Annotated in this window: 15 protein-coding genes and 1 tRNA gene; 10 read left to right on the top strand and 6 right to left on the bottom strand. The window is 53.9% G+C overall.

The window, feature by feature from the left end; translation table 11 throughout:
* Window positions 1-64: 64 nt before the first annotated feature.
* The 4 genes from TA5113_RS06945 (at window position 65) to TA5113_RS06930 (ending at window position 3022) form a co-directional block, all read left to right on the top strand.
* Window positions 65-697, top strand: a complete 633-nt coding sequence (locus TA5113_RS06945) for a TRAP transporter small permease subunit (protein ID WP_058315609.1) — start codon at window positions 65-67, stop codon at window positions 695-697.
* Window positions 698-709: 12 nt separating this feature from the next.
* Window positions 710-2110, top strand: a complete 1401-nt coding sequence (locus TA5113_RS06940; protein WP_058316656.1) for a TRAP transporter large permease — start codon at window positions 710-712, stop codon at window positions 2108-2110.
* 177 nt (window positions 2111-2287) lie between these two features.
* Window positions 2288-2878 carry a peroxidase-related enzyme gene (locus TA5113_RS06935; protein ID WP_058315607.1) on the top strand — a complete coding sequence of 197 codons (591 nt, stop codon included), beginning with the start codon at window positions 2288-2290 and terminating at the stop codon, window positions 2876-2878.
* A 70-nt stretch (window positions 2879-2948) separates the two neighbouring features.
* Window positions 2949-3022, top strand: a tRNA-Gly gene (locus TA5113_RS06930).
* A 39-nt stretch (window positions 3023-3061) separates the two neighbouring features.
* On the opposite strand, the gene TA5113_RS06925 is transcribed toward TA5113_RS06930, so the two are convergent.
* The 3 genes from TA5113_RS06925 to TA5113_RS06915 form a co-directional block, all read right to left on the bottom strand.
* Window positions 3062-4441 carry an FAD-binding oxidoreductase gene (locus TA5113_RS06925; RefSeq protein WP_058315606.1) on the bottom strand — a complete coding sequence of 460 codons (1380 nt, stop codon included), beginning with the start codon at window positions 4439-4441 and terminating at the stop codon, window positions 3062-3064.
* Between the two features lie 160 nt (window positions 4442-4601).
* Window positions 4602-6362 (bottom strand): diflavin oxidoreductase, encoded by a 1761-nt coding sequence (locus TA5113_RS06920; RefSeq protein ID WP_058315605.1) that lies wholly within the window; start codon window positions 6360-6362, stop codon window positions 4602-4604.
* 30 nt (window positions 6363-6392) lie between these two features.
* Window positions 6393-8141, bottom strand: coding sequence for a NirA family protein (locus TA5113_RS06915; RefSeq protein WP_058315604.1), 1749 nt, complete (start codon window positions 8139-8141; stop codon window positions 6393-6395).
* 750 nt (window positions 8142-8891) lie between these two features.
* Here TA5113_RS06915 and TA5113_RS06910 point away from each other — a divergent pair.
* Window positions 8892-10031: an NAD(P)/FAD-dependent oxidoreductase gene (locus tag TA5113_RS06910; protein ID WP_220387197.1), complete on the top strand. Its 1140-nt coding sequence runs from the start codon at window positions 8892-8894 to the stop codon at window positions 10029-10031.
* Between the two features lie 55 nt (window positions 10032-10086).
* Window positions 10087-11100, top strand: coding sequence for an arsenic resistance protein (locus tag TA5113_RS06905; protein ID WP_082625907.1), 1014 nt, complete (start codon window positions 10087-10089; stop codon window positions 11098-11100).
* A gap of 33 nt (window positions 11101-11133) precedes the next feature.
* On the opposite strand, the gene TA5113_RS06900 is transcribed toward TA5113_RS06905, so the two are convergent.
* On the bottom strand, window positions 11134-12360 hold the full coding sequence (locus tag TA5113_RS06900) for a CobW family GTP-binding protein (RefSeq protein ID WP_058315603.1): 1227 nt from the start codon (window positions 12358-12360) through the stop codon (window positions 11134-11136).
* A 140-nt stretch (window positions 12361-12500) separates the two neighbouring features.
* Here TA5113_RS06900 and TA5113_RS06895 point away from each other — a divergent pair, with 140 nt between their 5' ends.
* The 3 genes from TA5113_RS06895 to TA5113_RS06885 all read left to right on the top strand — a co-directional run bounded on the left by TA5113_RS06895 (window position 12501) and on the right by TA5113_RS06885 (window position 15288).
* Window positions 12501-13265 (top strand): LamB/YcsF family protein, encoded by a 765-nt coding sequence (locus TA5113_RS06895; RefSeq protein WP_058315602.1) that lies wholly within the window; start codon window positions 12501-12503, stop codon window positions 13263-13265.
* A 133-nt stretch (window positions 13266-13398) separates the two neighbouring features.
* A complete protein-coding gene (locus tag TA5113_RS06890) occupies window positions 13399-14523 on the top strand; it encodes a glycosyltransferase family 61 protein (RefSeq protein WP_131726429.1) in 1125 nt (374 codons plus the stop codon).
* 18 nt (window positions 14524-14541) lie between these two features.
* Window positions 14542-15288, top strand: a complete 747-nt coding sequence (locus TA5113_RS06885) for a class I SAM-dependent methyltransferase (protein WP_058315600.1) — start codon at window positions 14542-14544, stop codon at window positions 15286-15288.
* Window positions 15289-15378: 90 nt separating this feature from the next.
* On the opposite strand, the gene TA5113_RS06880 is transcribed toward TA5113_RS06885, so the two are convergent.
* Together TA5113_RS06880 and TA5113_RS06875 are read right to left on the bottom strand one after the other, a co-directional pair.
* Window positions 15379-16278, bottom strand: a complete 900-nt coding sequence (locus tag TA5113_RS06880) for a response regulator transcription factor (RefSeq protein WP_058315599.1) — start codon at window positions 16276-16278, stop codon at window positions 15379-15381.
* Window positions 16271-19600: a hybrid sensor histidine kinase/response regulator gene (locus TA5113_RS06875; RefSeq protein WP_058315598.1), complete on the bottom strand. Its 3330-nt coding sequence runs from the start codon at window positions 19598-19600 to the stop codon at window positions 16271-16273. The genes TA5113_RS06880 and TA5113_RS06875 overlap by 8 nt, the downstream gene beginning before the upstream one ends.
* A gap of 241 nt (window positions 19601-19841) precedes the next feature.
* Here TA5113_RS06875 and urtA point away from each other — a divergent pair, with 241 nt between their 5' ends.
* A complete protein-coding gene (urtA, locus tag TA5113_RS06870) occupies window positions 19842-21113 on the top strand; it encodes an urea ABC transporter substrate-binding protein (protein WP_058315597.1) in 1272 nt (423 codons plus the stop codon).
* Window positions 21114-21155 lie beyond the last annotated feature (42 nt).

The raw sequence follows: 21155 nt of genomic DNA, 5'->3' as shown, positions 1-21155 counted from the left end.
GCGCTGATCACCCTTTCAGCGCGGGTTTCTTTCGGTTTCACCCGACATAATAGGAGAACATGGCATGGCCGGTTCCTCTTTGGTTCTGTCTGATGACAGCCTGCTTAGCCGCATCGACCAGCGGCTTTATCGACTAGAACGTATCTTTGCTTTGATCAGTGGATTGGCGGTTTTCTCGCTCATGATCTTGGCGGTGATTTCAGTTTCCGGTCGCAACTTTTTTAACCAACCCCTGCCCGGCTATGTGGACTGGATCGAACAAGCCATGCCGCTGATTGCATTCATGGGGATTTCGTTCACCCAACGCGATGGCGGGCATATTCGGATGGATATGGTTGTCGGCGCTTTAAAAGGCCGCACGCTTTATTTGGTCGAATTCATCACAACGCTCGCGATCTTCTTGCTGATGGTCCTGCTTGTGTGGGGCACATGGTCCCATTTCGACCGGAGCTTTGACTTTGGAGCCCCCATGTGGAGCCGCGATAGCTCGATGGATATTGCGCTGCCGATCTGGCCCGCAAAACTCATGGCGCCTTTGGCATTTGGGCTCTTGGCAATCCGCCTTGCGCTTCAGCTTGTGGCCTATGCCCGCGCCTTTCTGACAAATGTAGAAAATCCCATTGCCGTGCCTTTGATTGCCGACGCTGCAACACAGGCCGCCATGGAAGCCGAGCAAGTCTCGGGCAATGAGAAATAGGACGACAACACAATGGAACCTATCGATATTGGACTTGTCGTCACCGGGGGCATGTTGGTGCTGGTTGTTCTGGGCATGCGCGTGGCGTTTGCTGCGGGCATGGCGGGCATGATCGGATTGATTTTGATCTTCTGGGCCAAGTCCGGCTATGATCCCGCACGATTTGAAAAAGCCCTGACCGTCGCGGTGAAAACTGCAGGCCAAGTGCCCCATTCAAAGATCTCTAGCCAAGCGCTTAGCCTGATCCCAACCTTCATTCTGATTGGCTACCTCGCCTATTACGCGGGCCTGACAAAGGCCCTTTTTGAAGCGGCGAAGAAATGGCTCGCTTGGGTGCCCGGAGGACTGTCCGTCTCGACCGTTTTCGCAACGGCAGGCTTTGCCGCGGTATCCGGTGCGTCAGTTGCAACATCGGCCGTCTTTGCCCGGATCGCGATCCCTGAAATGCTCAAGATTGGTTACGACAAGCGGTTCGCCGCTGGGGTTGTCGCTGCGGGGGGGACACTTGCATCCCTGATCCCTCCCTCAGCGATCCTCGTGATCTACGCCATCATTGTTGAACAAGACGTGGGCAAACTGCTGCTGGCTGGCTTCATCCCCGGCGCATTCTCTGCGCTGATCTATGGGCTTTTGATCATCGGCATGGCGCTGACCATCAAAGGCTTTGGCCCAGCGGTCAGTGGCTTTACGTGGAAAGAGCGTTTCCTCGCCCTGCCCCCAGCCCTACCAATCGTCTTTGTCGTCGTGACCATCATCTTCTTTGTCTACAACCCGTTTGGCGGAGACGCTTGGGGCACGCCGACTGAAGGCGGCGCGATCGGGGCCTTCGTGGTCTTCCTCATGGCGCTCGTCCAAGGCATGCGCTGGCCACAACTGAAAGAAGCCTTGCTTGAGACCGCAAAGCTTTCCGTCATGATCTTCACCATCATCTGGGGCGTTCTGATCTACGTGCGGTTCTTGGGCTTTGCGGACCTGCCGGGTGCGTTCTCTGACTGGATCACCAGCTTGACCATGTCGCCCATGCTGATCCTGATCTGCATCCTTCTGGCCTACGCCGTCTTGGGCATGTTCATGGACGCCATCGGCATGCTTCTGTTGACCCTACCTGTGGTCTACCCAGCGGTTATGGCTCTGAATGGCGGAGAGTTCGTTTCAGCCGCTGAAAGCACATTCGGCATGAGCGGACCCATGTGTGCGATCTGGTTTGGCATCTTGGTCGTGAAAATGGCCGAGTTCTGCCTAATCACCCCGCCGATCGGCCTGAACTGCTTTGTGGTCGCCGGTGTGCGCGATGATCTGAGTGTGCAAGACGTGTTCAAAGGCGTCACGCCTTTCTTCATTGCCGACGCGATCACCATCGCGTTGTTGGTGGCCTTCCCAATGATTGTGCTTTGGCTACCGGGACAAGTTTAGAATTCAGGGTCCACCCATTCAAACCTGAATTCACGTGGCCATCCAACGACAGTTGGGTGGCCTTTTTCCTTTGGTGCAACAGTGAAGCGAACGCACCGTCACAACCGAAAACCCCTGACAGGCGTCATTCCCTATGATCAACTCATCGCGATAACGCCATCAAACCAAAGGTGCCGCATGCCACAGCCAGACCACATCTCTGTCTTTGACCTTCCTGAATATGAAGCTTTGGACGATGAGACGAAGAAATACTTCGACATTTGCGTGGAAAAGCTCGGCATGGTGCCAAACGTGTTGGCCACCTTTTCGTTTAACCTGGAAAAGCTGCGGAACTTCTCCAACTATTATAACACGTTAATGCTCGCCCCCTCAGGCCTCTCAAAGCTAGAGCGCGAGATGGTGGCAGTGGTCGTGAGCTCCGCCAACCGATGCTTCTATTGCCTTGTGGCCCATGGCCAAACGGTGCGCGCATTATCCGGCGACCCTGAGCTTGGTGAGATGATGGTGATGAACTATCGGGTTGCCAAACTGTCGGATCGACAACGCGCCATGCTCGATTTTGCGTGGAAACTCACGAAAACACCATTTGATGTGGGTGACACGGATAGAGAGGCGTTGTCAGCGGCGGGTCTCAGCCAGGAAGAGATCTTTGATCTGGCGGACGTGATCGGGTTCTTCAACATGTCCAATCGCTTCGCCATCGCATCAGACATGATGCCGAACCGAGAGTATCATGGAATGGATAGGTCAGTTTCAGACAAAAGCTAATCCAGCACCCAATTTCGCGCTTTCACTATTGACCTCGGAATCTGGATAAAATAGGTCCTATTTCTACCGAGCGGGTATGGTGAAATGGTATCATAAGAGCCTTCCAAGCTTAAGGTGCGGGTTCGATTCCCGCTACCCGCTCCAACACTCTTCCTTTTGAAATCAGAGCTCTACCGCTTGTTCTTAATTGATCTGCACCACTTTGCCCGGGTTCAGGATATTGTCCGGATCCATTGAGCGTTTCAGCATCGCCATCACACCATAAGCCGCGCCATTTTGCGCTTCCATATATGCGATTTTTCCCAAGCCAACACCATGCTCGCCCGTCACCGTGCCCTCGTGCTCAATCGCTACGTGGTTTAGTTCAGATGCCAGCGCTTTGGCGGCTGAAAACTCGACTTCATCCTCGGGATCGATCAGAATTTGCAGGTGAAAGTTCCCGTCCCCAACATGCCCGACAATCGGAGAGATAAGCCCCGCCTCGGCAATCTTATCTTTTGCGATGCGAATACAATCAGCCAAGGCGGAGATCGGCACACAGCAATCCGTCAAAACGGCAGATCCCTGTGGGCGAAGGGAGCGCGCCGCATAATAGGCGTTGTGTCGCGCCGCCCATAAGCGATTGCGATCCTCGGTTTTCTTAGCCCACTCAAAATCAGTGGCACCCAGATCCTCGGCAATATCTTTGAAACTCTCGACCTGTTCCGCAACCCCAGCCGGCGAGCCATGGAATTCAAGAAACAGATGCGGTTTTTCAGGCAGATCGAAGCTGTCATTATAGCTGTTCAGCGCCTTGATCTGGACTTCATCAATCAACTCGATCCGTGCCATGGGCAGACCGATTTGGATTGCAAGGATGACGCTTTGGACCGCGTTATCAATATCTTCAAAGGCGCAGGTGGCGGCCGAGATGCTTTCAGGCTGACCAAACAGGCGCACGGTTAGTTCGGTGATAATCCCCAGCGTGCCTTCTGACCCCACAAAAAGATGGGTCAGGTCATACCCCGCCGAGGACTTTTTGGCGCGGGTGCCTGTCCGAATGATGCTGCCATCTGCGGTGACCACCTCCAGCGCCAGAACATTCTCTCGCATAGTGCCATAGCGCACGCTGTTGGTGCCCGATGCCCGTGTTGCGGCCATCCCGCCCATCGTCGCGTCCGCGCCGGGGTCGACGGTGAACATCAATCCGGTATCGCGCAGCTCTGTATTCAGTTCCGTCCGCGTCACGCCGGGCTGCACAACCGCATCAAGGTCCTCGGCATGGATCGCCAGCACTTTGTTCATCCCCATCATATTGAGGCTCACACCACCTTTGACGGGCACCACATGCCCTTCAAGCGAAGACCCCACCCCATAGGCCACAATCGGGCATTTATGGCGCGCGCAAATCTTAACGATTTCAGAGACTTCCTGTGTGCTTTCCGGAAAGGCCACCGCGTCTGGCAGAACCGGAGTTGTGTAGGCTTCGTCATGGCTATGCGTCTCACGCACCGATTGGCCTTGGGACAGACGATCCCCCAAAAGGTCTTTCAGTTCAGCAATGGCTTCAGCGTGATTGGTCATGTCTCTTCCCTTAGTCCCTGCAACGCGATGGCTGCGGGCAACAAAGAACAAGGGAGACGCTAGGTTGTCCAGAGTGTCGGGGATTAAAAACGCCAAAACCCCGGCTCCAAACGCAAAAAACCCGGCGTTGTCGCCGGGCTTTCTTTAGCATGTGAACGCTTTAGTAAACGTCGCGCTGGTAACGATGGGAAGAGCTGAGCATGTCCATGTAAGCGTCCGCCTCCTCCGCGGACTTGCCGCCATGTTCTTGGATTACTTCGCGCAGGGCTTTGTCGACGTCAGACGCCATGCGGCTTGCGTCACCGCAGATGTAGATCGCGGCGCCCTCTTCCAGCCAATCATAGATTTCTTTGCCATCTTTCTTAAGCAAGGTCTGAACGTAAACCTTCTCAGATGTGTCACGGGACCAAGCGAGGCTGGCTTTGTTAAGCACTTCGCTTTCACACCACGCTTCGATCTGGTCGCGGTACAGGTAATCGCAGGCTTCGTGCTGATCCCCAAAGAAGAGCCAGTTCTTTCCTTCCGCACCGCGGGCTTCGCGTTCTTCAAGAAAGGCGCGGAACGGCGCAATGCCTGTGCCCGGCCCGATCATGATCAAAGGCACGTTATCATCATCTGGAATGTGGAAATGCGCGGATTTTTGGACGTAAACGCCCACCATTCCACCTTCTGCCAAACGCTCGCCCAAGTAAGTGGAGGCCACCCCTTTGCGGTCGCTGTCATGCAGATTGTAGCGCACTTCACCCACGGTCAGGTGAACCTCGCCCGGATGGGCTTTGGGGCTGGAGGAAATGGAATATAGACGCGGCTGCAATGGGCGCAGCCCATCCACGAGGCTTTGTGGAGATAGCCCCTCAAGGCTTTCACCCTTCAGCAGGTCAATGATCTGAGCATCGTCCGCGACGCTCTCAAGCCCCCAGGCTTCCAGGGTCTTTGGCGTCACTGTGGTTAAGTCCAACCGGCTCATCAGGGCTGACTTGAGGCTCGCAGGCCCGGCTTTAAGCTCAACCGCTTCTTTTCCGGTGAATCCAGTCGCCGCGAGGATCGCCGCCACTTCGTGATTACAATTCATCGGCCAAACACCAAGCGCATCTCCAACCGCGTAATCCAGATCAAGCCCACCCCCTGCGAGAGAAAGCTCGATATGGTTCACACATTTTGCAGAGTCCGCGCCGCTCAAACGCTCGGACACCATCAAGCTAGACATAAAGGGATGGTTCTTATCGAATGCGGGCCCGGCTGCGGTCACAGGTTCCGGTGCCGCACTTGCGCCAGCCGCCGCTTGGAAAGCCTCGCTTGCGAAAGCCCCGTCGCGCCATTGGGCGTAATCGTCGTCAAAGTCTACATCGCAGAAAATTGGGTCCGAGGCGCGCGTCGCGCCCAATTCGCCCAAGCGGCGATCGATGTCGCGTGCGGCTTTGTTGAACTCTGCATAGCTGGAGTCGCCCAATCCACACACACTAAAGTTCAGCGTCTCTGGCAGAGGCATCGCCGCCTCATCCATCAATGCAGCATAGAATTTCGCAGCGTTGTCGGTGGGTTCCCCTTCTCCAAAGGTCGCAGCAAGGATCAAAACGTGGTTTGCTTCAGCCAGATCCGCCGGGGTTTTGTCATCCAGCGCCGAAACCTCAGCTTCAAACCCCTGAGTCTTCGCGAATTTCCGAAGGTCCTTGGAAAGGGCTTCGGCATTACCTGATTGGGACCCGTAAAGAACCGTCAATGCGGTGCCCACCTCAGCTTCTGCGCCGGCGTCTGCCGCATTGGCCACCGCGTGCAAGCCGCTGAGCAAACCATTCAACCATTGGCGCTGCGCGTCGTTAAACGGCGCGTCTTCGCCGATAAAGGCCGATGGCGCTTGGGATTGGGTCTGGCCAATTGCAACGGCGAGATTCTTGATCAGATTTGGGTCTTGAGCGGTCATTGGTCGTCTTCCGAAAAAGGAATGTCAGGGTTAAGCGGCCATCGCATTGTCGGCGGGCAGCAATGTTTGCAGGGCCGCATCATCAAGCGACCGCGTGAATGCGAGGAAAGTCTGGCCTGGCTCTCGGCGCTCTAGGTATGCGCCAACCACATGTTCCAGAATAGCCAGCGTGTCTTCGGCGGGCACCGGACCACAAAGCGTTCGCGCCAAACCTTGGTCTTGGTCAGTGCCACCACCGATCACGATGTTGTAGCCTTCGGCCCCGCCCGCAAGCGCTGCACCAACCATGCCAATGTCACCAATATAGTGCTGCGCACAGGAGTTCGCGCAGCCCGTCAGGTGAATATTGATGGGCTGATCCAGAGTGAATTTGCTTTCCAGGTGACGCACAATTTTCAGGGCATCTTGTTTGGTGTAGGCAGCGGCCAGTTTGCAGGCCCACTTACCTGTACATGCCACCGCGCCCGCTGCGAAAGCCGTGGCGTCCGTGCCCATACCAAGAGCAGCCACTTCTGACTGTACCGTTTCAACCAGATCATCTGGCACGCCCACGATCATCGGGTTTTGCCAAACGGTCAGTCGGATATCATCGCTGCCATACATTTTGGCGATACGCGCCAAGCCCCGCATCTGCTCTGGGGTTAGACGGCCAAGCTCTAGGGACACACCGATATAGTTCAGCCCATCTTGCTTTTGCGGATGCACACCAATGTGACCTTGACGGTCAATGGTCGCGCGCGGTGCATCGATACCGGCGGGCAGAGTGGTCAGTTTGATGCCTGTGTTGAACTCTTCGTCCAGCTTTTCCTGCGTGCGTTCACAGAACCAAGCGGCCCCTTTGTCATCCAGCACATATTTCAAACGTGCCTTGCCGCGGTTGGTGCGGTTGCCGTGTTCGACATAGACCCGCAGCATGGCTTCTGCCACATCAACGGCTTCATCAACGCGACACGCCAATCCTGTGTCTTTCGCGAAGTCCTTATGACCGGTGATGCCACCCAGTGCGATGCGGAACCAAAGACCCGGCTCAATACCCTGATCGTTTTCAAGCACGGTGACCGCTTGGAACGCGATGTCGTTGGTGTCAGAGGCACAAGAGATCACCCCGCCTCCATCAAAGGAAATATTGAACTTGCGCGGCAAGCCCTGCAGTTCTTTTGTCTTCAGAATGCGGATCGACAGACGCGATGTTAGGGGACGCGTATCAAGCAATTCCTGTGGGTCAAATCCCGCGGTTGGCGAACATGTTAGGTTGCGCGCGGAGTCAGCGCCGGTGCCCTGTGCGGTCAGGCCAACAGTTTGCAGTTTCTCAACAATCGGAATGATGTTACCTGGCAGGATCTCACGCAGTTGCAAGCTACCGCGGGTTGTAACGTGGGAGTAGCCACCGGCATTTTCCTCAGCGACGTTGGCAAGCATGCTCATCTGGTCACTGCGCATCACGCAGCCGGGCAAACGCAGGCGCATCATGTAACCCGGGCTTGCGGGCGTCACATTAAAGAAACCGTGGTGGCGCAGAAGGAATTGATCTAGGCCTTCCGCCAGATGTCCCTCGGCTTCCCATTTCTCGATCTGACGCCACATATCAAGCGGATGCGTTTCATACTTGGCGACTTCCTCTTTACAAAGATCCTCCAACGGCACGCCATAAACCGTTTCTTCTTCTGCTGCGGCACCGCCGCCTTGCGAAGGAACAAGTCGGTTCAAGTTGATCTTTGATAAAGCATCGATCAGGTATTTTTGTTGTTCGGTGCTAAATCCTGGGCCCGTCTGCGACATTTGTGTTTCCTGTCTTTGGTGGCTCGCTGATCAATTCCGAAAAGCTCGCGTAGAAATCTATGCCGCGCATCTGATCACGGTCTGAATGGGAGGTGGTTGCGATCTTTAGAGGGCCAGCAAAAATGGGCCGCGTCTACGAACGCTCCGGGCGGCTCTGCCCAGTTTGTGTTTGGCGCAAGGACCAGATCTGACGCCGCTGTCAGACATGAACACAGGGTGCACGAAGTGCTTTTGCCCTATCTGCATTGGCGCAATTCAGATTCTCAACCCATGCGGACCGGAATTTGGCGGCGCGGAACAAAACGGGCCAGATTTGTCTAAAAATTAAGCGTCCTTGCGCAAATTGCCCAATTTGCAATCAATCTCGAACTTACCGGTTTTTACTTTGCAAGATGGACTAAATTACGCCCAACGTCTTACGACTGGATTGTGAAATCCCACGAGACAGTTGGGGCAATTAAGGCCAATCAAACCATTGCACCCAGAAATGTTACGTTATAACATCCGTCGACTGTTCAAAATCGGAGCTGAGAAACCGAATATATTGCGCCAATCCATCGCGCTAATCATTTGCTGCAATCAGATTTGATTTTGGCCTGACAAACCAAAAAATACACGCCAAATCAATTCATTGGCCAATAATCGCCCTGGGTCTTTTGTCGTAATGACAAACCGCCCATGCCCTGTTTATTGCGCTGACGTGAACTGATATATTGCGTCGATGCGTGGCTTACCGAAGGGGATCAATTGATGATCTGCGAAGACGGGGTGCATTTCCCCGAACATATGACTGTAGCAGTGATTGGCGCAGGGCCTGCGGGCCTTGGAGTCGCGCGTGTCCTGCGTGATCTGGCGATCCCTGACGTATGGGTATTGGAACGCGACAAAATAGGACAAAGCTTTCGCGATTGGCCTGCAGAGACCAAGCTCCTGACCCCTTCTTTTCCCGGCAACGTTTTTGGCATCACCGACCTTAACGCCGTGAGCTATGACAGCTCTCCGGGTTGGTCCCTGCGCACTGAACACCCAAACGGGCCTGCTTATGCGCGCTACTTGGAGCAAGCCGCCGAAATCTATGATCTTAACGTCCAGTGTGGCGTAGATGTTCAATCCATCACGCCCGAAGACAAAGGTTTTACCCTGCACACGAACCACGGATCTTTCACAGCAGATTTCGTGATTTGGGCCTGCGGTCAGTTCGGTGCGCCAAGCGGGAAAGGCTTGAAAGGCGCGGAACTGGGCCGTCACTATGGCACCGTCGACACATGGACCGAGATTGAGGGCGACACAGCCTTTGTGATTGGAGGCTATGAAAGCGGTATGGATGCAGCCCTAGGCCTCGGAGCAAATGGCAAAAAGGTCTACGTACTAGATCGTGGCGCGCCTTGGCTCGATGGAAACAAAGACCCAAGCGCCAGCCTCTCTCCTTACACACAACAACGGCTTAGCACCTTCCACGCCCATTTGGACATCGAGCTCATCCCAGACGTAGACATTGAAGCGCTCCAAGAAACCGAAAGCGGTGTCGAAATAATTGCGCGCGATGGCCGCTCTTGGGTATCTGAGCAACCGCCTATCTTGGCCACTGGCTTTGGAACTGGCACACGCCCTGTTTCCGAACACTTTGACTACACAGACGCCGGGCTGCCGTTGCTGACGCAAGACGATGAATCCACGTCGCAGCCGGGGTTATTTCTCGTCGGTCCAGAGGTGTCTCACAACGGCCATTTGTTTTGCTTCATCTACAAGTTCCGTCAACGTTTTGCCGTGGTCGCGCACGCCATCGCGGGTCGAATGGGTGTCGATACCGCACCGCTTGAAGCCTATTACGACAACAACATGTTCCTTGACGATCTCAGCTGCTGCGAAGCTGACAAATGTCTATGCTAATGCCCAAGCGACGCCACTGATTGCCGTCATGACCACCTAAAGAGGTTAATTCAAAATGCCCGTGAATGATTCACAGCATAAAACCGAACCAAACACGCCAGAACCCGGGCTCGCCGGTAGCGGCGTTGCAGCGCTGTTCATTGGCGCGATCATCGCTGGCTCTTTCCTCGGCCTAGCAAGCCCAGAGGCGAGCGGCATGGTCAGCAACTACATCGATCAAACGCTTCTGCTGATGATCTTCTTGCTTTGTTTTGAGCTGCGTCCTAGCGCGCTGCTTGATGGCCTGAAAAACCTGCGTTTTCTGGGCATCGCCTGGGGTGCAAACTTCCTTGTGATCCCGGTCATTGGTTTTGCAATCGCGACGGTCTTTTTATCAAACCAGCCAGTGTTTTACACCGGCTTGCTGATCTATTTCCTTGCTCCTTGTACGGATTGGTTCCTTGGCTTCGCACGCATGGCCAAAGGCGACACGGCCTTGGGTGCCGCGCTGATCCCAATCAACATGCTGACCCAACTCTTGTTGTTTCCAGTTTGGCTGTGGCTCTTCACGCGCCACACCGGCGTTGTGGATCTTGAATCCGTGCCCGGCACGCTGATGGATTGGTTCCTTGTGCCACTTTTAGCCGCGCAAGCCCTACGTTTTGTGATGACGAAAGCGCTGCCCGAGGACCTTTTTGCGCGCATCATGACTTGGGCTGGCCACATCATTCCGGTGGTGATCGCCGCGCTGATCCTGCAGATCTTTGCAGGCAACATCATAACAATCGCAGATCAAGCACAGATCTTTGGCATCATCCTAGTGGCGATCTTCCTGTTCTTCGTGGTGACTTACTTTGTGGTCGAAGGCATCTCTCGCGTCACTGCCCTGCCCTATGAGCAGCACGCGCTTTTGACAATGACCACCGCTGCGCGCAACGCGCCAATGATGCTCGCGGTCACCGCAGTCGCAATCCCCGGTGAGCCGCTAATTCTGGCAGCACTGGTGATTGGTATGTTGGTGGAATTCCCGCATCTCACTGCGATGAAGCAATTGCTGCTGCGTCAGCGCAACCGCAAACTCGCGGCCTAACACATTATGCCCGACCCACTGGCCGGGCGTATCTTAGCTTTCAGAAGAAAGTGTTGAGACCGACCGCGGCCATGGATCAGCAAAACCAGAGACATCGCCCGCTTTCCATACGGCAATTTCTTCGTCCGTACAGAAGCACTGTTTAAGCGCCTCAACAAACGTATCAAGCTCTGCCTCTTGGCCAATCACCGTCAGTTTGCAGCGACGATCCCCAAAGTCTGGGTGCATATCCACCAGTTTCTGCTGCATGGCCTCAACCTCCCAGTCAGAAAGGTTCAGGCTTTCATCCTGCAGTGCTGTGATCTTCCAATAGTTCACAATCTCAAGGCCAACACTGCCAGCGGTCTGGTTCCACAAGAGCACAAGATTGTCCCGTGTCGGCATCCAAAAGAAGCCTTTGCTGCGGTAAATGCCGATCCCAAGGAACTTGTTATAAACGTCCCATAGGCGCTGCGGATGGAATGGGCGCGGATCATTCACAACCCGGCTGCCAATGGCGTAGCTTTCGGGCTTTGCCATGGACACCGTGCCATGCTTGTCTTCCCACTCGGTGAGCTCTGCCCCAAGGGTCTCCACCCGGCCATAGTCATAGGCAGGCATCGCGAGCAGGTCCGTCAGGCGCACATTTCCCCACTGCATTCCAATGATATCCGCGTAAGGGTTGAGGGGGTGCACCGCTTGGGCAACTTTGGTCAAAACCTCGCGCTCCACCTTGTCGCTTTTGCTCAACAGCAAGCGATTTGCGAACATGATCTGTTCCGCAAGCAGGTTCTCAATCCCACGGGTGTCGTTTTGCAAGTTCGCGCTGGCCTTGGCCTGAACCGCCCTGCCCTGATCATAGTCCTGCCACAGCACCACCGTGTCCACGACCGAGACGACCCCATGCAGGTCTAGTTCTCTCATCTGACGGATTGCAGAGAGCAACGGCCAAGGATGGGTACTACCGGACGTTTCAAGCAGCAGGTGTGTCACCTCTCCATCTGCCAATACGCTTTGCACCGCCTCGTGGAATTGCGGCAAACCATCCGTGCTGCTGACACTGCCACCGGGGATGGACGCGAAATGTGGACTATTTCGCGAGATCACTTCGCTTGTGTCCAACACACTGCCATCCACATCCAGCGTACTCATTTCATTCACCACGACCCCAAGGGTCACATCGTCTGACGCACGCGCCTGCACAAGAAGGTTCTGCAACAGGGTCGTCTTCCCGGCTCCTAAGAAACCGTTCAGGATCGTGACGGGGATTGGTGCTGACATGGCAGACAGTTTTCCTTGGACATAATTTGGTGCCTCAGGTGTTACTATATAGCGCCCACACCGATCTCCAGCGCAAATCACGACCCTACCATTTGCTGTCACGCTGTGAGCCGTGTAAACCAGCCAAAAGCGAGGCCTAAATGACCAAAACCATCGATCTAAACGCGGATATGGGTGAGAGCTTTGGCTCTTGGCAAAAAGGCGACGATAGTGCGCTTTTGGACATCGTGACATCGGCCAATATTGCCTGCGGATTTCACGCGGGTGATTGGGATGTCATGGCTGCAACCATGCAGAAAGCGGTTGAGAAAGGCGTCAACATCGGTGCCCATCCTGGCTTTCCAGATCTGCAAGGGTTTGGCCGCCAACGGATGAACTTCTCCCATGCTTCACTGGGCAATCTGGTGCGCTACCAGATCGGTGCCGCGCAAGCCATGGCGCGTGCCGTTGGCGGCGAAGTCAAACATCTGAAGCTGCACGGTGCATTGGCCAATATGTGTGCTGAAGATGAGGCCATGGCCAAAGCTTGTTATGAGGCAGCGCTTTCCGTGGCTCCGGATCTGATCATCATGGTCATTGCGGGCACCGCCCAACAGCGCGCTGCACAGGCGCTCAATTGCAAATTCGCCTGCGAAATCTTTGCCGACCGCGCCTATAACGACGATGCGACATTGGTGGATCGTAAACAGCCGGGTGCCGTTATCCATGATCCCGATGCAGCAGCAGACCGCGTCGTTCAGATGGTCAAAGCCGGTGCGATCATCGCGGCTTCGGGTCAGAATATTCCAACAGCTATAGATACAATCTGCCTTCACGGAGATACGCCGGGGGCCATTGAAATCGCAAAATCCGTGCGCACAGCTTTGGTAAATGAAGCCATAAAAATTGTGCCGCTTTCAAAGTAAAAACCCACACTTAATGACGCCAAAGGTTCGCACCCGCGCGGTGAAATGTGGATAAGCCTGTGGAAAAGATAGACAAAAGGCGAATTCCGCGTTAGCTCTAAGAAAAAATTAATGAGCAGTTAAAGAGTTCGCATTGAGTTTATCTCGGTCTTTTGAACCAGGGGTTCAGGGCCCGTTTAAAGGGCATTTTTTGGTTGGCCAAAGGCTTAACCGAACCCAGCGTGTTTTCAGTATTTATGATGACAACGGCGTTGCCCTACCGGGCTGCGACATCCGCTCTGAACATGTGATGTCAGTGCCCGAGGGCGAGCCAAATATCCCCGCAGAGCTGCCCATCATTGATCAACCAACGCTTTTTGCTGGGGTCGCGCGCGATCAATTTGGCCACGTCATTCTGAATTGTTTGGGTCGACTGTGGGCGCTTGATGAGCTGCCCAAGGACACAAAGCTGGTTTTTTGGAACTCTGCAAAGCGTCCCAATCAGCAGTTCCCCTTCATTCGTCCGTTTCTGGATCTACTGGGTGTTGAGAACGACATTGAGGTTCGGTTTGAAAATGCCACCTATTCAGAGCTTTACACTGCCAGCAATGTCTACGGCGAAGCATTGGGCGGCCTGGGCACACCACGCTTTCATGCTTGGATCGACGATCGTCTGCCGCCCGCTGGACCGGTCGATCCTGATCGGCGGATCTATCTAACGCGCAGCGCTTTGGGTCCATCCGCGGGACGCTATGCATGTGAAGACCATCTTGAAACGCTGCTTAAACGCGAAGGCTATGAGATCATCGCGCCCGAAAGCCTGTCTTTTGCTGAGCAAATCGCGCTTTTTCAAAATGCGGGCAAGTTGATCTTTGCAGAAGGCTCCGCCCTGCACCTTTACGCGATGGTCCGCCGCGAAAACCAACAAGCGGCGGTCATTCAGCGTCGCGCGCATCTGCCTCGCATGATGCTCTTACAAATGAACGACCGGCGCGGCCTGCCCGTTGAGCCGATTGAAACGCTGAAATCCATCTATTGGCCGCCCAAACGCAGCGATCACTTTTCTGTCGCCTTTTTAGATTTTGAGGCCCTTCGGGCGAGGCTGATTGAATATGACCTGATCAGCCCAAATGCTTTTTGGGATCTGCCGGATCAAGATATGGAACAAGTCTCGCTTAATGCAGGGCTCGCCCCGGGTGAAGAAATGCTTGATGAGAGCGGGCGTCGCAAATGGTTGCGAAAATTCAGACGTGAGCGCCGGGCAAAACGCGCCGCTTAATGCAGATGAGGAAGAGCAATGTTTAACCGACCAGACGACATGCGCTATGTGCGATTTCTCAGGAACATCCATCAAGCCAACCTTTTTGATTGGTACATGGAGGTCGGCTGCCGCACCGGACGAACCTTTGAACCCGTACGTAGCAAAACCATTGCAGTTGATCCGTTTTTTCGCATTGAAACCAATGTAATCGGCCAAAAACCTGCATTGCTTTGCTTTCAACAGACCAGCGATGATTTCTTTGAGAGCAAGGTTCTCAGCGCGCTCAAAGCAAAGCTCAGCTTTAGCTTTCTGGATGGGATGCACTTGATGGAGTTCTTGCTGCGAGATTTCATCAATACCGAGCGTAATTCCTTGCCCGGCGGTGTGATCGCACTGCATGATTGCTGCCCTTACGACTACGACATGACCACACGCAATGTGGAGGACGCCCCGGAAGAGGCGTGGACCGGCGATGTTTGGAAACTGATCCCGATCTTGCAACGCTATCGCCCGGATCTCAAAATCACAGTGATCGGCTGCAAACCCACTGGACTGGTTTTGGTCAGTAATCTCGCACCGCGTTCGCGGGTTCTGTCCAAAAACTACGAACACATCGTCTCTGAATGGCAAGACGTCTCGCTTAAGGATTATGGTGCCGATACATTCTATGACAGCTTTGACTACACCCCTGCCCAAGACATCATCGACGGTGGGTGCGCGATGTTTAGGGAAGTTTCCGTTTCAGAAAGCACTCAATCCCTGCCGGAATTTGTGTCTCCGTAAGGGCGAATTCACGGCGCTTGATAAAAGTAGTCAGCCGGTTCACCTCGGAGAGGTTCGGTTACATCAAACCTATAAATAACAAAGCTTTAATTAGTCCCGATGTTCCAAATTCAGCTGCCGATCCGCCAAAACCGCTGCCGATGTGCGATTGTCGACACCCATCTTTTGAAACACTTGTTCTAAGTGTTTGTTCACCGTCCGCGCGCTCAGCGACAGGATCGCACTGATGTCACGGTTGGTTTTTCCGAGCGTGAGCCAAAACAAAACCTCTGCTTCCCGAGCGGTTAAACCAAACGCCACCCTCAGCGTCTCTTCATTTGTTTCCGATTGTTTGGCAACGAGCTTCACCAAGATCTCTTGGGCATCCGAATAACCAATAAACTGTAGTGTGCTCTGTTCGCTTTCATACGGCGCTATCGAGGACACCGGCTGTGCAATACAACTGCGCAGCCACGCTTTGAACGCAGCGGTCTCCAGATCAAGGTTTCCGGCGTTTTTCACCTCAAGGGCTTTTTGCGACCCCCACTTTAGGTCACCGTCCTTGCCGAAAGCCAAAACAAGTCTTTCAGAGGCGTCGATCGCTTGTCGCGCGCTTTGTAAAAGGCGCGAGTTCAGGACATGCGTTGTCATACGCGCAAGCAATTCCTCGATCACAACCGGCTTCGTAATGTAGTCGACACCTCCTGCCTGAAGGCCTTTGACCACGTGTTCCTGGTCACTCAGGCCCGTCATAAAGATAATCGGTGCAAGGGTTGGGTTGGGTCCGGTTTTCAGAATGCGGCACGTTTCAAAGCCATCAAGCTCCGGCATAATTGCATCCATCAAGATAACGTCAGGCTGCACACGCTCTGTCAGTTGGATCGCAGAATGTCCGTCTTTCGCGACGAGAACCGTCAGGCCTTGGGTTTCAAGAGCGGCGGAAACCATCCCCAAAGATTCCGGGTTATCATCCACCACCAGCGCTATGCTCTGAGATCCAAAATCATTCATGGCTTTCGTGCTCCCTTAGAATTTCGACGAGCCCCGCCATATCAAAGCTTTCCAGCTTGCTATTAATTTCTGACATCAGCCTGTCTGGTCCGGTCCGCGCAATTTTGAGTTCCAAGAGTAGTTTGCGCAGCGCGCTGACATGACCGATTTGGGCAAATTCGATCAGGCGATTGGTATCTTCCTCGGTCAGAAGACAATGGAAGTCTGAATCTTGCGCTTCTTTGAAGACAAGTTTGACCTTGAGAAGTTCTGCGATTTGCAACAGGAGATCATCCAGGTTGTAAGGCTTCGCCAAGAAAGCATCGTGCAAACCAATTTCAGACCGATGGAGCCCTTCCTCATGGGCGTGCCCAGAGATCATCGCGATTGGGGTACTGGCGTGTTTGCTTGACCTGAGTTGTCGCGCAAAGCTCCAACCATCTCGTCCGGGCATGTCGATATCCAGCAAAATGATATCTGCATTGGCATCTGCCAGCATCGCCTCGGCCATATCAACGGTCGGTGCGCTAAGAACCACGAAGCCAAAACCACTTAGAAAACTGTCAATGAGTGCCAAGTGATTGAAGTCATCATCAACGACCAAAATTGTTTTGCGCGGCCCTTCATACCCCGTCACGGGAAGCGTGCTGCTATCGCTCTCACTCATTGTTGGTTCAAACGCACTTGGTGTCACTGAAGGCAACATGAGCCGTACCGTAAAGGTGCTGCCTTTTCCCTGAACGCTTTCAACACCAATGTCGCCGCCAAGCACCTCTACAAGCAGCTTTGTGATGGTCAAACCCAACCCAGAGCCCTGCCCACCCCGTCGCTCGCCGCGCTCAAATGGCCTCCAGATACTTTCAAGATGATCAGATGCGATCCCGACGCCGGTATCAATGACTTCGATGATCGCGACTTCGTTGCGGTATGAGAAGTTCAGACGCACAGAACCATTGTTGGTATAGCGAATGGCATTGGACAGCAGGTTGATGATGATCTGGCGAAGGCGCTTCTCATCGGATTTGACAAAGGCCGGCAGATTGCCATGGGTTTTCAGTTCAAAAGAGATGCCCTTATTGCGTGCCTCTTCTTCAAAAATTGACGCAACCTGACTGAGGAAGACCACAAGGTTGATGCGGTCATTCATGATTTCTAGACGTCCCGCTTCGATGCGGGAAATGTCAAGCAAACCGTCAATCAAACCCGCCAGATGCTCGCTTGAGCGGCGAATGCTTGAAAGGGATGATTGCCAAGGCCCTAATGCGCTGTCCTTCTCTAACAATTGGGCGAAGCCATAGATCGCATTTAGTGGCGTGCGCAGTTCGTGGCTGAGGCCTGACATGTAACGGGTTTTGGCACTATTGGCGGCTTCTGCCTTTTCCTTGGCCTTTTGCAGCGCTCGGTCCGTACGCTCATGCGCACGGATTTCTTTGAGCAACCGATCCGTTTGCCGTTCTGCTTCCTCCGTGGCCTTCTTCCGACTTTCCCCAATCAGCAAGAACATCCACACGCAAATGCCAATAACAATGACAGCGGAGCCATAAAGCACGGTCAGAACCGCATCAAAATTCGCTTCACCTTCGTGGTTTCGTATCACCAGCAACAAGGTCCCAACAGCAATTGAGATCGCCAGTGTGGCTAACAAAAACTGCGCCAAACGCGTCATCAAAAGCTGAGCGATCGGTGCAGGCAAATAGGAAAAGAGCCAACGCTGGATATTTACCTTCAGGCCAGCTTCGGTGCGGCATTCATCATGACACGACGTTTCAAGCGTGCAGCAGAGCGAGCAAACATGCCCTCCGTGAAAAGGGCAGTTTGTCATATCTTCAGGGTCAAAGCTGTACTCACACACGTTGCAGGTCTGGGTTCCAGTGAGATTTGGCGCCGCTTCGCGCACCAGGTAATATTTGCCTTTGGTGACATAGGCGATCACGGGTGCAAGGGCGAAGGAAGCGCCAAGGGCAACAAAGGAAGAGAACGCTTCCAACAACGGCCCAAGTAGGCCGCTATAAGCCATAAAAGAGAGGATGCAGGCCGCAAACATCGCCCCAATTCCAACCGGATTGATGTCGTAAAGATGTGCTCGGCGGAATTCGATCCCCTTTGGACTTAGTCCCAAAGGCTTGTTGATCACCAAATCAGCCACCAGGGCCCCAATCCATGCCACCGCAACGTGGGAGTAGACGCCTAAGACATGTTCGAGGCCCGTAAAGACGCCCAATTCCATCAACATCAGCGCGATGCACACGTTAAAGACCAGCCAGACAACGCGGCCGGGGTGGGTTTTGGTTAGGCGGGAGAAGAAATTCGACCAAGCAATGGAGCCGGCATAGGCGTTGGTCACGTTAATCTTGAGCTGGGACAGCGTGACAAAGACGCCGGTCAGCGCCAGCACCAAAAAGGGGGATCCGATGAATTGATCAAAGGCGATGTAATACATACGCGTCGGGTCGCCAGCCACTTCCAAAGCAACCCCTTCGCGGACTGCCAAAGTCACGAGATAGGAGCCCGCCAGCATTTTGAGGACGCCTAAGATGGACCAACCGGGTCCAGCGGCCACCAGTGCGATCCACCATTTCTTGCGTTCTTGTGGCGTTTTGGGTTCGGGCAAGAAGCGCAAGAAGTCTACCTGTTCGCCAATTTGTGCAACCAAGGAGAATATGACCCCGGACGCCGCTCCAAACATCAGCAGGCGTGACGCATCTGGAACGTCAGACGGGCCGGAAAACCCGGTCCATGTGTCGATATCGTAGCCCACAAATGCCAGGCACACGAAAGGCATGATGTGCAAAAGCACCCAAAGCGGCTGCGTCCAAGTCTGGAAGGTAGAGATTTTGGAGAACCCATGAACCACCAGCGGAATGACGATTAGGGAACTGACCACGTAGCCGACGAACAGTGGAATTCTTAGGCAGAATTCCAGCGCAAGGGCCAATATCGCAGCCTCTAACGCAAAGAATATAAATGTAAATGACGCGTAGATCAGCGATGTGATCGTCGAGCCGATATAGCCAAAGCCCGCGCCTCGGGTCAGAAGATCGATGTCTAATCCATAGCGCGCCGCATAATAGGAAATGGGCAAACCCGTCAGAAATAAGATCGCGCCAACCATCATGATTGCAACGATCGCAATGTCGAACCCATAGGTCAGCGTGATGGCGGCGCCGATCGCTTCCAAAGCCAAAAAGGAAATTGAGCCCAGCGCCGTATTTGCAACGCGCCCGTAGCTCCAGCGGCGCGCGCGGCGTGCCGTAAAGCGGAGGGCAAAATCCTCCATCGTTTCGTTGGCAACCCAACGATTATATTTGCGCTTCTCACGGGTCGCGCCAAATGCCATAGCCATTTTCAGACGTCCCCAACACACAATCTCCGATTGAAAACAAGGATGTAGGCAACACCCAAATTTTCGCGGCGACGTGTTTCCCCAAAATTTCCGATCACCTGAGGAATGAGAATACTGCTCAAAACGCGCACCGGTATACGTCATTTGACGTATACTGCACTGCAGCATTGCCAACGAACATGATTGTCAGCCGGGTGAGCCAGAATCGCCCGTTTTTTAAGCGCACTGAAAAGGAAGCGATATGTCTGACAAGGGAAAAACCAATGTTTCACAGGGTATGAGCCGTCGCGCCATGCTCGCAGGAGGTGCGGCGCTGACCGGCACTCTGTTTATGCCAAAAGGGTTGAAAGCTGCTGATTATCCAACATCTGCGGTGAACACGACTGGTCTTGCTGTGACCGATGATACAGTGACCTGCGGTATCCTGCACTCGATCACAGGCACCATGGCGATTTCTGAAACGGGTTCTGTACAGGCCGAAAAACTGGCGATTGAGCAGATCAACGCACAAGGCGGCATCTTGGGCCGTAAAATCGAATATGTTCAAGAAGACGGCGCATCCGACTGGCCGACTTTTGCGGAAAAAGCCAAAAAGCTGCTGGTGAACGACAAAGTGGCCAGCGTCATGGGCTGCTGGACCTCCGCAAGCCGCAAAGCGGTTCTACCAGTGTTCGAACAGTATAACGGCTTCCTTTATTACCCGACCTTCTATGAAGGTTTGGAAGAAAGCCCGAACGTGATCTACACCGGTCAAGAAGCCACACAGCAGATCATCGCGGGTCTGGACTGGGTGAACAAAGAGAAAGGTGCGAAGACCTTCTATCTCTTGGGTTCTGACTACATCTGGCCACGCACATCCAACAAGATCGCGCGTAAGCACATCGAAAACTTCATGGACGGCTGTAAAGTTGTTGGCGAGGAATATTATCCTCTGGGCCACACCCAGTTTAACTCTGTGATCAACAAGATCCGCTTGAAAAAGCCTGACGTGATCTACGCGATTGTTGTGGGTGGCTCTAACGTTGCCTTCTACAAACAGCTGACTGCGGCAGGTATCGACCCAGCGGCTGAGAAGCCACTTGTTCTGACCATCTCTGTGACCGAGGACGAAATCCGCGGCATTGGCGGCGAAAACATCGCCGGGTCTTATGCCTGCATGAAGTACTTCCAATCCCTGCAGAACGAAAACAACCTGGAATTCGTGAAAGCCTTCAAAGAAATGTGGGGCGAGGACATCGTGATCGGCGACGTGACACAGGCCGCATATCTTGGTCCATGGCTCTGGAAAGCGGCGGTAGAAAAAGCTGGAAGCTTCGACGTCGATAAAGTTCGCGCGGCTCAGGTTGGCATCGAACTTCCATCCGCACCGGAAGGATATGTGAAGGTCCACGAAAACCATCACCTTTGGTCCAAAACGCGCGTCGGTAAAGCGCAGGCTGATGGTCAATATGAGGTTGTCTTTGAGACCGCTGACCTCGTGGAACCTGACCCGTTCCCAGAAGGGTACCAATAAACCCGAACCGGAACTTCCCCTCGCCAGCCCGCGTTTAACTCC

Source organism: Cognatishimia activa (assembly GCF_001458335.1).
GTDB classification, from domain to species: Bacteria; Pseudomonadota; Alphaproteobacteria; order Rhodobacterales; family Rhodobacteraceae; genus Cognatishimia; species Cognatishimia activa.
Note: the sequence above shows the minus strand (reverse complement) of the source record. Positions and strands in the feature narration are given on the sequence as shown.

Bases quoted from the DNA above. Each gene is read 5' to 3' on its own strand.
- TA5113_RS06945 (WP_058315609.1), top strand. From the start codon at position 65: ATGGCCGGTTCCTCTTTGGTTCTGTCTGATGACAGCCTGCTTAGCCGC.
- TA5113_RS06940 (WP_058316656.1), top strand. From the start codon at position 710: ATGGAACCTATCGATATTGGACTTGTCGTCACCGGGGGCATGTTGGTG.
- TA5113_RS06935 (WP_058315607.1), top strand. From the start codon at position 2,288: ATGCCACAGCCAGACCACATCTCTGTCTTTGACCTTCCTGAATATGAA.
- TA5113_RS06925 (WP_058315606.1), bottom strand. From the start codon at position 4,441: ATGACCAATCACGCTGAAGCCATTGCTGAACTGAAAGACCTTTTGGGG.
- TA5113_RS06920 (WP_058315605.1), bottom strand. From the start codon at position 6,362: ATGACCGCTCAAGACCCAAATCTGATCAAGAATCTCGCCGTTGCAATT.
- TA5113_RS06915 (WP_058315604.1), bottom strand. From the start codon at position 8,141: ATGTCGCAGACGGGCCCAGGATTTAGCACCGAACAACAAAAATACCTG.
- TA5113_RS06910 (WP_220387197.1), top strand. From the start codon at position 8,892: ATGATCTGCGAAGACGGGGTGCATTTCCCCGAACATATGACTGTAGCA.
- TA5113_RS06905 (WP_082625907.1), top strand. From the start codon at position 10,087: ATGCCCGTGAATGATTCACAGCATAAAACCGAACCAAACACGCCAGAA.
- TA5113_RS06900 (WP_058315603.1), bottom strand. From the start codon at position 12,360: ATGTCAGCACCAATCCCCGTCACGATCCTGAACGGTTTCTTAGGAGCC.
- TA5113_RS06895 (WP_058315602.1), top strand. From the start codon at position 12,501: ATGACCAAAACCATCGATCTAAACGCGGATATGGGTGAGAGCTTTGGC.
- TA5113_RS06885 (WP_058315600.1), top strand. From the start codon at position 14,542: ATGTTTAACCGACCAGACGACATGCGCTATGTGCGATTTCTCAGGAAC.
- TA5113_RS06880 (WP_058315599.1), bottom strand. From the start codon at position 16,278: ATGAATGATTTTGGATCTCAGAGCATAGCGCTGGTGGTGGATGATAAC.
- TA5113_RS06875 (WP_058315598.1), bottom strand. From the start codon at position 19,600: ATGGCTATGGCATTTGGCGCGACCCGTGAGAAGCGCAAATATAATCGT.
- urtA (WP_058315597.1), top strand. From the start codon at position 19,842: ATGTCTGACAAGGGAAAAACCAATGTTTCACAGGGTATGAGCCGTCGC.